At 55.9% G+C, this 15837-nt stretch carries 10 protein-coding genes and 1 pseudogene; 7 read left to right on the forward strand and 4 right to left on the reverse strand.

Features of this window, described 5'->3' with window-relative positions:
- Positions 1-184 precede the first annotated feature (184 nt).
- From nrfB to SFA31_RS09770, 3 genes and pseudogenes are all read left to right on the forward strand, one after another.
- Positions 185-2399 (forward strand): annotated as a pseudogene (gene nrfB / locus SFA31_RS09760) (cyclic di-3',5'-guanylate-activated glycosyltransferase NrfB).
- The gene (locus SFA31_RS09765; RefSeq protein WP_322837797.1) at positions 2396-5314 is read left to right on the forward strand and encodes a phage receptor; all 2919 of its coding nucleotides are present in this window, start codon (positions 2396-2398) and stop codon (positions 5312-5314) included. The pseudogene nrfB and the gene SFA31_RS09765 overlap by 4 nt, the downstream one beginning before the upstream one ends.
- Positions 5315-6211: a DUF4434 family protein gene (locus tag SFA31_RS09770; RefSeq protein ID WP_322837798.1), complete on the forward strand. Its 897-nt coding sequence runs from the start codon at positions 5315-5317 to the stop codon at positions 6209-6211.
- 19 nt (positions 6212-6230) lie between these two features.
- Here the strand turns inward: SFA31_RS09770 and SFA31_RS09775 are convergent, their stop codons facing one another.
- Positions 6231-7481 carry a mechanosensitive ion channel family protein gene (locus tag SFA31_RS09775; protein WP_322837799.1) on the reverse strand — a complete coding sequence of 417 codons (1251 nt, stop codon included), beginning with the start codon at positions 7479-7481 and terminating at the stop codon, positions 6231-6233.
- 414 nt (positions 7482-7895) lie between these two features.
- On the opposite strand from SFA31_RS09775, the gene SFA31_RS09780 reads away from it, so the two are divergent.
- Positions 7896-8597, forward strand: coding sequence for an amino acid racemase (locus SFA31_RS09780; RefSeq protein ID WP_322837800.1), 702 nt, complete (start codon positions 7896-7898; stop codon positions 8595-8597).
- On the opposite strand, the gene SFA31_RS09785 is transcribed toward SFA31_RS09780, so the two are convergent.
- On the reverse strand, positions 8575-9510 hold the full coding sequence (locus tag SFA31_RS09785) for a LysR family transcriptional regulator (RefSeq protein WP_322837801.1): 936 nt from the start codon (positions 9508-9510) through the stop codon (positions 8575-8577). The genes SFA31_RS09780 and SFA31_RS09785 overlap by 23 nt on opposite strands.
- Before the next feature lie 143 nt (positions 9511-9653).
- Between SFA31_RS09785 and lysA the strand changes: the two genes are divergently transcribed.
- Positions 9654-10904 carry a diaminopimelate decarboxylase gene (gene lysA, locus SFA31_RS09790; RefSeq protein ID WP_322837802.1) on the forward strand — a complete coding sequence of 417 codons (1251 nt, stop codon included), beginning with the start codon at positions 9654-9656 and terminating at the stop codon, positions 10902-10904.
- A gap of 7 nt (positions 10905-10911) precedes the next feature.
- On the opposite strand, the gene galR is transcribed toward lysA, so the two are convergent.
- Together galR and SFA31_RS09800 are read right to left on the reverse strand one after the other, a co-directional pair.
- A complete protein-coding gene (galR, locus tag SFA31_RS09795; RefSeq protein ID WP_322837803.1) occupies positions 10912-11916 on the reverse strand; it encodes an HTH-type transcriptional regulator GalR in 1005 nt (334 codons plus the stop codon).
- A 212-nt stretch (positions 11917-12128) separates the two neighbouring features.
- Positions 12129-12302: a hypothetical protein gene (locus SFA31_RS09800; RefSeq protein WP_322837804.1), complete on the reverse strand. Its 174-nt coding sequence runs from the start codon at positions 12300-12302 to the stop codon at positions 12129-12131.
- A 145-nt stretch (positions 12303-12447) separates the two neighbouring features.
- Here SFA31_RS09800 and aas point away from each other — a divergent pair, with 145 nt between their 5' ends.
- Positions 12448-14613 carry a bifunctional acyl-ACP--phospholipid O-acyltransferase/long-chain-fatty-acid--ACP ligase gene (gene aas / locus SFA31_RS09805; RefSeq protein ID WP_322839342.1) on the forward strand — a complete coding sequence of 722 codons (2166 nt, stop codon included), beginning with the start codon at positions 12448-12450 and terminating at the stop codon, positions 14611-14613.
- Positions 14600-15790, forward strand: coding sequence for a lysophospholipid transporter LplT (gene lplT / locus SFA31_RS09810; RefSeq protein ID WP_322837805.1), 1191 nt, complete (start codon positions 14600-14602; stop codon positions 15788-15790). Before aas ends, lplT begins: the two co-directional genes overlap by 14 nt.
- Positions 15791-15837: the final 47 nt, after the last annotated feature.

Raw genomic sequence — 15837 nt, forward strand, 5'->3', positions numbered from 1 at the left:
TTTTATGCTGCTTTATTATTTCCGGGCAGGGCAACGCCGAATAGCGTTATCGGTATGCGATATGCTGTTGTTGAGGGTGTATGGCCATTTTGCTCTCCGCCTTTATTTTCTTAATACGAAATAAAATCGTGGTTTTGCACGGACTGTTTTCACCGTAGATCCTCCCATTTTCCCGAGGTGTGGTATGAATTGGATGGTAGATGCGTTTGCTACCTATCTGTATGGGATAAAGGTGATAGCCATTACACTGGCTACGCTAATGCTGATTAGCGGTCTGGATGACCTATTTATTGATATCGTTTATTGGTTTCGTCGTGCGCGCCGCTTTTTTACGGTTTATCGCCGCCACGCTTATATGAGTTACCGCGAGCTGTATAAGCCTGATGAAAAACCGCTGGCGATTATGGTCCCTGCATGGAATGAGACGGGCGTTATCGGGCATATGGCCGAGCTGGCGGCGACTACGCTGGATTATGAAAACTACCATATTTTTGTCGGTACTTATCCTAACGATCCGGACACCCAGCGCGATGTAGATGAAGTCTGCGCGCGTTTCCCCAACGTGCACAAAGTGGTTTGCGCCCGCCCGGGGCCAACCAGTAAAGCAGATTGCCTGAATAATATTCTCGATGCGATAACCCAATTTGAGCGCGACGCTAACTTTACCTTTGCCGGGTTTATTCTGCACGATGCGGAAGACGTAGTTTCACCGATGGAACTGCGGTTATTTAATTTTCTGGTGGACAGAAAAGATCTTATTCAAATTCCCGTCTATCCCTTCGAGCGTGAGTGGACGCACTTTACCAGCATGACTTACATCGACGAATTTGCCGAGCTGCACGGGAAGGACGTTCCGGTGCGTGAGGCTATTGCCGGGCAGGTGCCCAGCGCGGGCGTTGGTACATGCTTTAGCCGCCGCGCCGTGCTGGCGCTGCTGGCAGACGGCGACGGTATCGCGTTTGACGTGCAAAGTTTGACGGAAGATTACGACATCGGCTTCCGCCTGAAAGAAAAAGGAATGACGGAGATCTTTGTCCGTTTCCCGGTGGTGATGGACGAAGAAGCTAAAGGGCGTTTTTTACAGCGTAAACGCTCCTCAAACGTTATTTGCGTGCGCGAGTATTTCCCGGACACCTTTACCACCGCGGTGCGGCAAAAATCGCGCTGGATTATCGGCATTGTTTTTCAGGGTTTTAAAACCCATAAATGGACGCGCAACTTTAAGCTGAACTATTTCCTGTGGCGCGATCGGAAAGGGGCCATCAGTAACTTCCTCAGCTTTTTGGCGATGCTGGTTATGCTCCAGCTACTGCTGCTGCTGGCTTATCAGCGGCTGTGGCCGGACGCCTGGCAGTTTATGTCTATTTTTACCGGCGGCTACTGGCTGGCCACGCTGCTGTGGATCAACTTTGCATTAATGACCAACCGTATTATTCAGCGGGTTATTTTTGTGACGGTTTACTACGGGCTGGCGCAGGGAATGCTCTCGGTGCTGCGTCTGTTCTGGGGCAACCTGATTAACTTTATGGCCAACTGGCGCGGTGCTACAGCACGGCGATCCGCGCCGCGTGGCGTGGGACAAAACCACGCATGATTTCCCGAGCGTCACCGGTCAAAACCGGGCGCTGCGCCCGCTGGGGCAAATTTTGGTAGAGCGGCAGGTTATTGATGAAGCCCAGTTAGAACAGGCGCTGACGCAGCGCATCGCCGGGCAGCGTCTGGGCGGCACGCTGCTGCATTTGGGCCTGGTCACCTCGCGTCAGCTTGCCGAGGCGCTGGCGGAACAAAATCGGGTTAGCGCGGAATCGATAGACGCCTGGATGCTGTCTGAATCAACCATTGCATTCATGCCTGCCTCTGTGGCGCTGCATTACGCGGTGCTGCCGCTGCGGGTTGAAGGCGATACGCTGATTGTCGCCAGTGAAAATGGCATCGATCCCGTCTCGCTGGCCGCGCTGGCGCGTAAAGTAAAAAAACAAATTCGCTACGTGATTGTACCGCGCGGGCAGGTGGTGACCGGCCTGCGCCACTGGTACGCCCGCAGGCGCGGCGTGGACGATCGGGAGATGCTGCGCAGCGCCGTTACCCACGGCTGGCTAAGAGAGGAGCAGGCCGCTGCCATTTGGGCGCAATACGAACCAAGGCAATTATTGTTTGCTGAGATCCTAACTTCTCTTGGGGACATTAATAGTTCGGCCATGAACGCGCTGCTGCTGCGCCATGAGCGCAGCAGTCTTCCGCTTGGTGAATTTCTGGTGGCAGAAGGCGTGATTAGCCGCGAGACGCTGGCTCGCGCTCTTGGGCTGCAGCAAGAACTACAGGTTTCAATGACGGCGTTATTGAGCGATGCGGGCCTGTCTTCAGAACAACTCACTGATTTACAGCAGGAGCCGGCATGAGTATGGCTACCCGATACAGCCCTCGGCTGCTAAGTTTATTGGTCGCCTCGGTATTGAGCGCCGGAGCGCTGGGCGAAACGACGGATGTCGGCGCGCAGAAAATGGGGCTCAGCGATTATCGCTACTTTGTTATTTACCCTCACCTTGAAAAAGCCCTCGCCGCGCAAAAAAAGCGGGATGAGGCGACGGCGCTGCAGGAATTTGAGCATATTCACGGCCAGGCGCCGGATAATGTGCCGCTGACGCTTTATCTGGCGGAGGCCTATCGCACCTTTGGTCACAATGACAAAGCGAGCCGCGTGTTGTCAGAACAGTTGAAGAAGCATCCAGGGGACGCCCGGCTGGCGCGGGCTTTAGATGCCATTCCCGTGAAGCCTGAATCTGTGACCACCATCGAGCAGCTGCGCGCGCAGCAGCGGCGCTGTGATGCCGCGCCGTCTGCCCGCTGTCGCAGCGAGGTAGGCCAGAACGCGCTGCGCCTTGGGGAGCTGGAAAGCGCGCTGAAGCAACTGGAAGACGGTGCATTCGCAGCGTCTTCTCAGGGGCTGGCGCTGCAAAATGGAATCCTTCAGCGGGCTATCTATTTAAAACAGTGGGCGATGGCCGATACCCTCTTTGCGCGTTTGCAGCGACAAAACGCGCTAACGGATGAGCAACGACAGCAGTGGTTCGAGGTGCTGCTGGCCGGGCGGCTGGATTCACGGCTGGACGCACTGCGGGCGCAGGGCGCGTTCAACGATGCTCCGTCCCGGCTGGCGTATGCGGATGCGCTGGCGCGGCGCGGCGATACCCCGGCGCTGCAGGCCTGGTTAGCCCAGTCTCCGCCCGCATTTACCGCGCCGGAGCAGGAAAAAAGCTGGCTTTATCTGCTATCTCGCTATAGCGCAGATCCTGAAAAAGCGCTGGCGCGTTTTACGGCGAAATTCCCGGAAAATCGTCGCTATGTCGCGGGTGAAACCCTACCGGCGGCGCTCAAGGCCCGCAATTATGCTGCGGCGCAGCGTATTCTTGATGAATTACCGGGCAACACATTACTGGATGAGCGGCTGGCCGTCAGCGTCGCGCAGCGCAATAGCGCGGAAAGCGTGCGTCTGGCGCGCCAAATTTATGCGGCACATCCACGGGATAGCGCGCGTCTAGAAACGCTGAGTTATCAATTAACTCAGATGGGGCAGCCGCGTGCGGCGGCGGATTTGCTGCTGAAAGGCTATCCGTTCCCCGGGCGACGCGCGACGGCGCAAACGCTAATGCAGCGGCTTGCCGGGCTGCTGCAATCGCATCCGGAGTGGGCCACGCCGGCGCAGGTGGTGCGCCTGAGCCAGCCTTTGCCGGATGCCGAACAGCGGATGTTCCAGGCGCGATTGCCGGGCAATAACGCCTCCTGCGAACGCACCGGTCAAATTCTGGGTGACCTGTCGCCGGCCTATGATGCGACCACCTGGCGCTCCCTTGGCGATTGCTACCGCGAATCGCTGCCTGGCATGGCGCTGTATGCGTATCAGCAGGCCAGGCAGCGCCAGCCGGATGCGTATAACAGCCGAACCGTCGCGTATCAGGCCTATCAGGTGCAGGATTATGCTACCGCCCTCAACGTCTGGAAAACGCTGAGGATCGCGGATATGAGCAATCAGGACGTGATGGCGGCGGCGGATACGGCGCAGGCGGCGAACGATACCGATGCGCTGGCGCGCTGGCTGGATGAAGCCCGGGTGCGCGGTATGGATAACAGCGAAAATTACTGGTGGCTTCACGCGCGGCGGTACGGTCCGGCGCAGTGGGCGTCGGCGCTGGCGGATTATAACCGCGCGCTCGAATACGCGCCGACGGTGCGCGCCTATATGTCGCGCGCGGCCCTGTATCGCCAGCGCGGCGAGACGGCAAAAGCCGTAAGTGATTACCAAAATGCGCTGCGGCTGGACCCAAATAATGCGGCTGTGCAGGCGGCGCTGGAAAAAGCCCACGCGATGCTGCCGGACGATCCGGCGCTGATCCGCCAGCTCGCCTTTGTGAATCAACGGCTGGATGATATTCCTAAGGCGCAGCGATACGCGCGGCTGGTGGTGGACGATTTGAATAATGAAGCGCAGGCGGCAAGGTTGAATGCCGCTCAGCGTCAGGAGCGCTTTGACTTTCGGCGTCTGCATGAAGATATGGGGCGGCGCTGGACGTTTAGCCTGGACTCTACGGTGGGGCTGCGCTCCGGTGCCGTCAGTTCTACCAACAACAACGTTGGTGGCTCCAGCCCCGGGCAATCTTATCGCAGCTACGGTCAGCTAGAAGCCGAGTACCGAATTGGCCGCAATGTCCTGGTGGATGGCGATTTGCTGTCCGCCTACAGCCGCGTATTCGCCGGCAGCGGCGACAGCGGCGTGGTGCTGCCGGTGAAAAACCCGATGCTTGGCGCCGGCGTGCGCTGGAAACCACTGCGTGATTATGTGTTTTTCCTGGCGCTGGAGCAGCAGATCCCGCTCGATCGCGGGCGCGGTGAATCTGACACCATGCTGCGCGCCAGCGCGTCTTTCCTGAACTCCGGGAAATACAGCGATGAATGGCATCCGAACGGCGCGGGCTGGTTCGCGAATAATCTGTATCTGGATGCGGCGCAGTATCTTCGCCAGAACAACCAGGCGTGGACCGCCGATTATCGCGCCAGCTGGCATCAGAAGGTCGCCCACGGGCAAACGCTGGAGCCTTATGCGCACGTGCAGGTCAATGGCTATCGCGATGAGCAAACGCGCGGCGCGCAATTGGGCGGCGTAGGCGTTCGCTGGAATATCTGGACGGGAGAGTCCCGCTATAACGCCTGGCCGCATAAAGTGAGCCTGGGGCTGGAATATCAACGCACGTTCCATACCGTCAATCAGAGCGCCGGCGAGCGGAATAACGCGTTCGTTACTTTGGGAGTCCGCTGGTAAATGAGTAAGTTACGCTATTTTTTACTGGGAATAATGCTGATGAGCGGCTGGGCACAGGCGATGAACGCCGTTATCTGGCAGCCTCAGGCGCGCGACGCGCAGTTGGGCGAGGCGCAGTGGCAGGCGCTAATGGTCAAGCTGCACCAGCAGGGGTTCGACACGCTTGTGCTGCAGTGGACGCGCTACGGCGAGGCGTTTAACGATGTGCAGCAGCAGCAGGCGCTGTTTAAACGAGCGCTTGCGGCGCGCGGCGCGGGATTAAAGCTTATCGTCGGGCTGAATAGCGACCCCGAATTTTTCACCCGCCAGCGTCAGCCGCAGGCTTCGCTGGAGCGCTATCTGACGCGGCTCGGAAATCAGGATGTGTTTCAGGCGGATGGCTGGCTCAAAGGTATTGGGGCTGAGGCAATAGACGGCTGGTACATGAGCGCCGAGATAGACGATCTCAACTGGCGCAGCCCTGAAATGCGCGCTGCGCTGACGCACTGGCTGACGCAAACCCGGCAGCGCCTGCAGCGACGCGGCGGCAAACCGGTGTATATCAGCAGTTTCTTTGCCGGTAATATGGCGCCGCAGTCGTATCAGGCACTGATGGCGGATATAAGTACGACCGGGGTGCGTGTATGGGTACAGGACGGTGCCGGGGTGGCGAAATTAAGCCCCGCGCAGCGCGCGCTTTATCTGGACGCCAGCGTAAGTTGCGAAACGGCCGGCGCCGCTCAGGGCATTGTCTATGAACTGTTTAGCGTGCTGCCCGGGAAAACGTTTCGTGCGCAACCGATGCCGGATAGCGCAATACGCCAGCAGCTCGCGCGCACGCCGCCGTGCGGTAAAGACCGGGTGTTTTTCTCGTTACGCTACCTGCCGCTGGCGCACGGGACGCTGCGCCACGATTAACGTTTTCAGTGGCTCCCCGCTACGGGCGCGGAGCCATTTCAGAACGGCGGTTGCGTTTTGCCAGCATATTGCTCATATCGCTGCCTGAAGGCTGCTGATAAATCCCCAGCGCAAAATATTGTGCAATAGCGTACATATATTCAAAAATTTCAGACTGCGTGTCTTCGTAATCCGCCCAAAAAACGTTAGACGTAAAACAATAAATTTCGATAGGCAGGCCTTCGGACGTGGGGCTTAACTGGCGTACCACCAGATACATATCTGTGCGAATATCATCGCGCTGTTTTAAATATTCCAGCACGTATTTTCGAAACAGGCCGAGGTTGGTAATACCGTGGTGAATAAGCTGATCGTCATTAATGCCGGTAATTCTACTGGTCAGATAATTGGCGATACCCTGATATTTTTCCGGCGACATAACGCGCAGCCTGTCGAGAAGATCGACGGTGGCGAAAATAATGCTGGATTGATCGATAAAGAAACTGCGCTTAATTCGCCGCCCGCCCGAGGAAAACATAGGCTGCCAGTTGGTATAAGGCTCGGTTATAAAATTTTTGGTCGGCACGCGTGAAACGGTGTTATCCCAGTTTTGAACGGTTATGGTGTGCAGTGCGATATCGGTGACTTCGCCGCTAATATTCATTTGCGGCATCTCAATCCAGTCCCCCAGTTGAATCACGTTTGAGGAGGAGAGCTGAATATTCGCCACCAGGGAAATCAGGGTATGCTGAAAAACAAACATCAGTACGGCGGCAACGGCGCCAAGGCTGGAAATAATTATCGTCGGCGAGCGGTTAAACAGCGTGGCGACCACCAGAATAGTCGCTATTGACGACACGACAATTTTGGCGATTTGTATATAGCCTTTAATCGAATGCGATTTAACCCCGTTTTTACGAATGTACGCGCTGTTAGTTGTGTCCAGTAATTCATTGATCAACATGGTGATATTGATAATGAAAAGCACGCCGCAAATGGTACGAATCGCATCCAGCAATCCTTCAGGCAAGCCCTGGAGAATTTGGGAAAGCACATAGACCGTCACGATAGGCACAATGTTAGCCAGGTGACGCGAAATGCGCATATCTTTATCCAGCGGGTCGGGCTTTTTATTGGTATGCAAAATAAAGCGGCGCACGATGCCCAGCAGGAAATACTTACAAACTACGGCTGAAATAAAGCCTGACAACAGCATTATGAGGATCGCCAATAGCGAAAAGGCGATTTGATTTGAACGTATCCATTCCCATATCGAAAGCATATCTTGCATGTGTGTGTCCTGATATCATGCGGGATGTCGCAACATCATGGCGTACTCCTTCTTTATTTCTATACGAAAATTGGGAATTTCCGCAACCGGAAGCGTCTATTTTTCCTGCGATCGAGAAAAATAAATCGCTTCACCGGAACTGTTCCTGCAAATAAAGAGAACCGCGTAGTTTATAGATTATTATCGGGCAGCGCATGCGTCTTTACGCTGCGTCGGCCGCTATTTTAAACTGCGCTACGCTCGAAACTCTCATCCAGCGCGCGTAGACTCCGGTTTTTGCGCATCAATCAACGGATACGCTAATCTGGCTGCGCTATTAACATCGGGCGGGCCTGGCTCTTTACCTTAACGCTTTCGTTGAGCGTAACTAACGGGCAAAGTTAATGTTCGCTTAATGATTATCAGGAGAAAAAGATGAAAACCATTGGTCTGCTGGGCGGCATGAGCTGGGAGTCCACAATCCCTTATTACCGGCTAATAAATGAAGGAATTAAATCGCGGCTGGGTGGGTTACATTCCGGGCGTATTTTATTACACAGCGTCGATTTCCATGAAATTGAAGTGTGCCAGGCAACCGGCGCATGGGATAAAGCGGGGGAGCTGTTAACCCAGGCGGCGTGCGGTTTAGCGCAGGCGGGCGCCGAGGGTATCGTGCTATGTACCAATACTATGCACCGCGTAGCGCCGGCTATCGAAGCCGGATGTCGGCTGCCTTTTTTGCATATCGCTGATGCCACCGGGCAGGCTATTTGCGAGCAGGGGCTGTCGCGGGTGGCGCTACTGGGAACGCGCTACACTATGGAGCAGGATTTTTATCGCGGTCGTTTGCAGGCCGATTTTGAGATTGAAACGCTGATCCCCGAGGCTGAAGAGCGCGCGCGCATCAACCGCATTATTTTTGAAGAGCTATGCCTTGGCGCGTTTAACCCGGAGTCAAAACGTATCTTCCAGAGCGCGATTACTCAGCTTGTGGCGCGGGGAGCGCAGGGCGTGATATTTGGCTGTACGGAGATAGGCCTGCTGTTACAGCCGCAGGATTGCCCGGTGCCGGTGTTTGATACTGCCGTGCTGCACGCGGATGCGGCGGTTGCGTTTATGCTGGGTTCTCAGGCGTAAGCAGGGCGTCCAGGCTGCGTTCAAAGCCCGACATGCCGCGGTGCAGATGATCGCAAAATGCGTCGACTATCATGGATGCCGGGCGGTGTGATGGCCGGATTAGGCTGACGGTAAAAGGCACATCGAGCGTAAAGCGGCGTACCGCGACGCCGCTGGCGGCATAGTCCAGCGCCGTGAGCGGATTAACGATTGATAGTCCGGCACCGGCGCGCACCAGCGCGCATACCGAGGCGGCGCTGTGGGTTTCCAGCGCCATGCGTCGCCGTACCCCATGCTCCTGAAACAGGGAGTCAAGCAGTTGCCGGTAGGCGTCGGTGCGCGACAAACTGATAAACGGCTGCCCGTCAAAGTCCATGGGCGTTAAGCGCGGCTTTTCGGCGAGAGGATGCCCGGGCGGCAGAACGCAGACTTCGTTCAGGGTGAGCAGCGTGTGTTGTTCGGTACCCGCAGGGGCTGATACGGTTTCCGTTAGCCCGATATCGTGGCGCTGTGCGGAAAGCCACTCTTCGAGTAACGGCGATTCCTGAGGAATGATACTCACGCTAAGCTGCGGGTAGCGGGCTAAGAAAGGCTGTAGCAGTGCGGGAAGCAATGACTGAGAAAATACGGGCAAACAGGCAATAGATAATTCGCCCTCGCGAAAATCACGTAAATTCTGCGCTACGCTGCGTATACGCTCCAGCCCGTACCAGGAGCGCTGAACTTCTTCAAACAGATGCAACCCCTGCGCCGTTGGCTGCAGGCGCCCGCGCACGCGCTGAAACAGCGCAAACCCTATTAACTTTTCCAGGCGCGCCAGTTCGCGGCTTATGGTTGGCTGGGAGGTGTGGAGCAGCGCGGCGGCCTCCGTTGCGTTGCCGGTGGTCATCACCGCATGAAAGACTTCAATATGGCGTAATGTCAGCGCGGGCATTGGTTCTCGCCGTAGGTTGGGGAACTATATCCAGATGATATATCTTAAGCTATATCATAAATGCATAGAATGCCCTGAAAGAGATATTTTTCCCCTGAAAAAGAGTATGGCGTAATAGGCTTTCATTAAACGGGGAGTCGCTAATGTCTTGTGCTATATCTTCTGCTTCCGGTGCGTTTTCAGATGCCAGCCTTCTTGCGCTGCCAGCCCGGTTTGGCCATCCGCTCTGGGTTTACGATGCTGCGGTTATCCGGCGTCAAATTGCGCGCCTGCGCCAGTTTGATGTTATCCGCTTTGCGCAGAAGGCTTGCTCCAACACGCAAATCTTACGGCTTATGCGTGAGCAGGGAGTAAAGGTTGACGCCGTTTCGCTGGGGGAAATTGAACGCGCGCTGGTGGCCGGATATCAGGCGCAGGATATTGTATTTACCGCTGACGTTATTGATGACGCTACGCTGGCACGGGTGGCTGAACTGGGCATTGCCGTTAACGCGGGCTCCATTGATATGTTGGATCAATTGGGCGCCGTTTCACCGGGGCATGAAGTTTGGCTGCGTATTAATCCCGGCTTCGGCCACGGGCACAGCCAAAAAACCAACACCGGCGGTGAGAACAGCAAGCACGGGATTTGGTTTGCAGAGCTTCACTTAGCGCTGGCGGCGGTTAAGCGCCATCGACTGCGGTTAATTGGGCTGCATATGCATATTGGCTCCGGCGTCGACTATGGCCATCTGGAACGCGTATGCGGGGCGATGGTGGAACAAACCATTGCCGCCGGTGAGGACATTCAGGCGATTTCCGCAGGCGGCGGCCTGTCGGTGCCTTATCGCGACGGGGAGCGGGAGATAAATGCCGGGCACTACTACGGGTTGTGGAACGCCGCGCGGGAAAAAATCGCGCTGCACCTTGGGCATCCCGTTATGCTTGAGATTGAGCCCGGGCGGTTTTTAGTTGCGGAAGCCGGCGCGTTGCTTACTCAGGTGCGCAGCGTGAAGCGTATGGGGTCGCGCCATTTTGCGCTGGCCGATGCCGGTTTTAATGATTTAATGCGCCCGGCGATGTATGGCAGTTATCACCCTATTTCCGCGCTGGCGGGTGACGGACGGGCGCTGGAAAACGGCAGGCCGCAGGATTACGTCGTGGCCGGGCCGCTGTGCGAGTCTGGCGATGTGTTTACCCAGCAGGAGGGCGGTACCGTTGAGACGCGCCGCCTGCCGGAGTTACACCCCGGCGATTATCTGGTGATACACAATACCGGCGCGTATGGCGCGTCGATGTCGTCTAACTACAACAGCCGACCGCTGTTGGCAGAAGTGTTGCTGGATAACGGCGAAGCGCGCCTGATTCGGCGGCGTCAAACTATCCAGGACCTGCTGGCGCTGGAAGAAGTGTAGCGCGCGGCTAACTCTCCAGAGAAAACACCGAGTGGCGGCGCACCAGCGTCGGGCTGAACAGATGCGTGGTTGGCGGGGGCGGGCGGTTTTCAGCCAGCGCCAGCGCCAGCTCTGCGGCCTGGGTCGCCATAGTAACGATAGGGTAGCGGATGGTGGTCAAGCGTGGCCGCACGTAGCGTGACACGATGACATCGTCGAAACCAATCAGCGAAATGCGTTTAGGAACTTCAATTCCGTTATCGTTCAGAACGCCCATTGCTCCGGCCGCCATCGAGTCGTTGTAACATGCGACGGCGCTAACGGCGCACCCTTGCCCTAGTAGTTCCGTCATGGCCTGCTCACCGCCGCTTTCATCCGGCTCGGCGAAGGTCACCAGCCGCTCATCGCAGGGAATAGCATACTCTTTCAGGGCGTCGTAATAGCCGAGCAGGCGATCCTCTGCGTCAGAAATAGGGTGATTTGAGCAGATAAAACCGATATGCCGATGCCCCATTTGTATCAAATGGCGCGTTGCCAGCCAGCCGCCATAGCGGTCATTAAGCGCCACGCAGCGTTCAGAGAAATCAGGTAAATGGCGGTTGATCAGAACCATGCCGGGGATTTGGCGCATTAAATCGGCCAGTTCGTTATCGGGGATCATTTTGGCGTGGACCACCAGCGCCGCGCAGCGATGACGTATAAGTTGCTCAATTGCCTGCCGTTCTTTCTCAGCATTGTGATAGCCGTTACCAATCAGCAGAAAATTACCCGTGCGCCAGGCCACCTGATCCAGCGCTTTTGCCATTGCGCCAAAAAAAGGGTCCGCGACGTCTGAGACCACCAGCCCAATGGTTTCAGTGTTTTGCTGCGCCAGCGCTCGCGCATTGGCATTAGGATGATAATTAAGCGTACGCATCGCGCTGGTCACTGCTTTACGTGAGGCCTCACTGGCTTTAGGAGAGTTGTTGATGACGCGTGATACTGTCGCGACGGAAACTTCTGCGAGCCGCGCGACATCTTTAATAGTCGCCATTGTTCACCTCTGGCAGAGAAAGCGTTTACACCGCAGTCTTACGGAAAAATCACGTTAGTTCAAGGTATTGTCCTGATACGTCCCGTTGACTATGGCAAAAATCCTATATGAAGGCGTTAACATTTTCTTTAGCAGTGAATTGACCCGAAGTGCATATGAGGTCAGGGACGCGCAGAAAAAGAAAGGCCTTTCAATGATTTCAGAGCAAACCTTTAGTTACATTTTGCGAAGGGCTGTTGCGATTCCTTCATGGCGCAGGCGATCCTTGCGCTGTTACAGTTGATATCCCAGAGGTATTGATAGGTGGCATCGTCCGCAAGGTCGATTGCAACAGTTACACCAACCTGCGCGGATGCGCAGGTTTTTTTTATTCTCTTTTCTTCCATCGTCGCGCTTCCACGTCGTCTCATGTATTCTGCATCCGCTACACTTAATCCACTTTTCCTGTTATGCGCGGGCGCTTACGTTGCTCCGCACGGCGGCAGATAAAACGTTAAGCGCACGAATTTTGCGCACCCAAATGGAGTTGAAATTGTGTTTGGATTTTTTCGCGCCTTATTTCGCATCCTGTTTCGGGTCAGAGTTACCGGCGATCTCAACGCATTGCGTGAGCAGCGGGTATTAATTACCCCGAACCACGTTTCATTTATTGACGGCATAATTGTGGCGCTTTTCATGCCGGTGCGTCCGGTTTTCGCCGTTTACAGCTCTATTACTTCTCAATGGTTTATGCGCTGGTTAACGCCGATTATCGATTTTGTGCCGCTGGATCCTACAAAACCGATGTCGATGAAACAGCTGGTGAGGTTAGTTGAGCAGGGGCGCCCGGTGGTTATTTTCCCGGAAGGGCGTATATCCACCACCGGCTCGCTGATGAAAATATACGATGGTGCGGGATTCCTTGCGGCGAAGACGCAGGCAACCGTGGTGCCGCTGCGCATTGAGGGGGCGGAACTGACATTTTTCAGTCGCCTGAAGGGGAAGGTAAAGCGGCGATTGTTCCCCCGCATTTCACTGCACGTCCTGCCGCCAACGCGCGTTGCTATGCCGGAAGCGCCGCGCGCGCGCGACAGGCGCCGCCTGGCGGGGGAGGCTCTGCATCACATTATGATGGAAGCGCGAATGGCTTCAAGGCCGCGCGAAACCCTGTTTCAAGCACTGCTGCGCGCCCAGTACCGCTATGGCGAGCGTAAACGCTGCATCGAAGATATTAACTTTAAGCCGGACACTTACCGTTCACTGCTCATGAAGACGCTCTTTGTTGGCCGCGTACTGAATCACTATAGCCGCCCGGGAGAAACGATTGGTCTGATGTTACCGAATGCCGCCATTAGCGCCGCGGTGATTTTCGGCGCGATATCGCGCGGGCGCGTGCCGGCAATGATGAACTATACGGCGGGCGTTAAAGGGCTAACCTGTGCGGTGACATCGGCGCAAATCAAGACGATTTTTACCTCGCGTCAGTTTCTGGATAAAGGCAAGCTTTGGCACCTGCCGGAGCAAATTACCGATGTTCGCTGGGTGTTTCTTGAAGATTTAAAATCGGAAGTCACGCTGCGCGATAAGCTGTGGATTTTTGCCCATATGATGATGCCGCACCTGGCTGAAGTACCGCAGAAGCCGGAAGATGCTGCGCTGGTGCTATTCACATCAGGCTCGGAAGGCAGCCCAAAGGGCGTGGTGCATAGCCATAAGAGCCTGCTGGCGAATGTGGAGCAGATTTGCTGCGTTGCGGACTTTACGGCGGACGATAAATTTATGTCGGCGCTGCCGCTTTTTCACTCGTTCGGGCTAACCGTCGGGCTGTTTACGCCGCTTTTCACCGGCGCGGAGGTCTTTTTGTATCCCAGCCCGCTGCATTATCGCATCGTGCCGGAGTTAACGTATGACCGTAACTGTACGGTGATTTTTGGCACCTCGACTTTCCTTGGCAATTACGCGCGCTTTGCCCATCCTTACGATTTCTACCGCGTGCGCTATGTGGTCGCTGGTGCGGAAAAACTGCAGGATAGCACGCGGCAACTTTGGCAGGATAAATTTGGGCTACGGGTTCTTGAAGGCTATGGCGTAACCGAATGCGCACCGGTGGTGTCGATTAATGTTCCTATGGCGGCCAAGCCCGGTACCGTAGGGCGTTTATTGCCGGGGATGGATGCGCGATTGATGAGCGTGCCTGGCATAGCGCAGGGGGGACGTTTGCAGTTGAAAGGGCCAAATATCATGAACGGCTATCTGCGTATTGAGAAACCAGGCGTGCTGGAAAAACCCGCTGCCGAAAACGAGCAGGGCGTTATGGAAGATGGCTGGTATGACACTGGCGATATCGTACTGTTTGATGAACAGGGTTTTTGTTCAATCCAGGGGCGGGCAAAACGATTTGCCAAAATCGCAGGTGAAATGGTGTCGCTGGAAACCGTAGAACAGCTGGCGCTCGCGGTATCCCCGGAAAAAATGCACGCGGTTGTGGTGAAAAACGATGCGGCGAAAGGTGAAGCGCTGGTGCTGTTTACTACCGACCCAGATATGGCGCGCGATCGGTTGCAGCAGCAGGCCCGCTCAGGCGGTGTGCCGGAGCTGGCGGTGCCGCGCGATATTCGCTATCTCAAACAATTGCCGGTGCTGGGCAGCGGTAAGCCAGATTTTGTCACCCTGAAAAACACGATCGATGAGACGGAAAGTGACAATGAGCACAAATAACGCAGACGCTTCGCTGTGGTCGCGTGGAATGGGCGCTGTGGTTATTGCGCAATTTTTCTCGGCGTTTGGCGACAACGCGCTACTGTTCGCGACGCTGGCGCTCCTGAAAACGCTGCACTACCCCCAGTGGAGCCAGCCGGTTTTACAGATGGTTTTTGTGGGAGCCTATATCCTGTGCGCGCCGTTTGTCGGCCAGGCGGCCGATAGCTTTGGTAAGGGCCGCGTTATGATGGTGGCGAACGCCATGAAACTGGCCGGAGCGATGGTCATTTGCCTGGGGTTTGACCCATTTTTGGGTTATACGCTGGTTGGCATCGGCGCCGCCGCGTATTCACCCGCGAAGTATGGCATCCTCGGCGAACTCACTACCGGAGACCGGCTGGTGAAGGCGAACGGTCTTATGGAATCTTCAACGATCGCCGCTATTTTACTTGGCTCTGTGGTCGGCGGTATGCTGGCCGACTGGCACGTTTTGGCGGCGCTTATCGCCTGCGCATTAATGTATGCGGCGGCGGTAGCCGCAAACGTTATGATCCCATCGCTGGCGGCCGCCCGCCCCGGCCAGACATGGCATCCGGTGCGTATGATTCATCGCTTTATAGATGCCTGCCGGGCGCTGTGGCGCGATGGTGAAACGCGGTTTTCATTAATGGGCACCAGCCTGTTTTGGGGAGCCGGCGTCACGCTGCGCTTTTTGCTGGTACTTTGGGTACCAGCGGCATTAGGTATTACCGATAACGCGACGCCAACCTATCTCAACGCAATGGTGGCGATTGGGATTGTTGCCGGAGCCGGGGCCGCCGCGCGGTTAGTGACCCTTGAAACGGTCGGGCGCTGTATGCCTGCGGGAATATTGATAGGCGTAGTAGTGGCTTTCTTTGCCGTGCAGCATAGCCTGCTACCTGCCTATGGATTGCTACTGCTGATTGGTATTCTGGGCGGCTTTTTTGTCGTACCGCTTAATGCGCTATTGCAAGAGCGTGGTAAGCGTTCCGTCGGCGCGGGAAATGCGATTGCGGTGCAAAATCTGGGCGAAAATACGGCGATGTTACTGATGCTCGGTGCCTATTCTTTGGCGGTTAAGGTAGGGTTTTCGGCGCAGGGCATCGGCCTCGGATTTGGCGTTGTATTTGCGCTGGCGATTGCCGGTTTGTGGATATGGCAGCATCGTCGCTGAACCTTACCATTATTGATATCAGGCCTGCCTGCGCGCCGCGCGGGCAG

This window comes from Erwinia sp. HR93 (assembly GCF_034555055.1).
GTDB classification, from domain to species: domain Bacteria; phylum Pseudomonadota; class Gammaproteobacteria; order Enterobacterales; family Enterobacteriaceae; genus Apirhabdus; species Apirhabdus apintestini.

What these genes read in the sequence shown, in the direction of transcription:
- SFA31_RS09765 (WP_322837797.1), top strand. Translation starts at nt 2,396, where the DNA reads ATGAGTATGGCTACCCGATACAGCCCTCGGCTGCTAAGTTTATTGGTC.
- SFA31_RS09770 (WP_322837798.1), top strand. Translation starts at nt 5,315, where the DNA reads ATGAGTAAGTTACGCTATTTTTTACTGGGAATAATGCTGATGAGCGGC.
- SFA31_RS09775 (WP_322837799.1), bottom strand. Translation starts at nt 7,481, where the DNA reads ATGCAAGATATGCTTTCGATATGGGAATGGATACGTTCAAATCAAATC.
- SFA31_RS09780 (WP_322837800.1), top strand. Translation starts at nt 7,896, where the DNA reads ATGAAAACCATTGGTCTGCTGGGCGGCATGAGCTGGGAGTCCACAATC.
- SFA31_RS09785 (WP_322837801.1), bottom strand. Translation starts at nt 9,510, where the DNA reads ATGCCCGCGCTGACATTACGCCATATTGAAGTCTTTCATGCGGTGATG.
- lysA (WP_322837802.1), top strand. Translation starts at nt 9,654, where the DNA reads ATGTCTTGTGCTATATCTTCTGCTTCCGGTGCGTTTTCAGATGCCAGC.
- galR (WP_322837803.1), bottom strand. Translation starts at nt 11,916, where the DNA reads ATGGCGACTATTAAAGATGTCGCGCGGCTCGCAGAAGTTTCCGTCGCG.
- SFA31_RS09800 (WP_322837804.1), bottom strand. Translation starts at nt 12,302, where the DNA reads ATGGAAGAAAAGAGAATAAAAAAAACCTGCGCATCCGCGCAGGTTGGT.
- lplT (WP_322837805.1), top strand. Translation starts at nt 14,600, where the DNA reads ATGAGCACAAATAACGCAGACGCTTCGCTGTGGTCGCGTGGAATGGGC.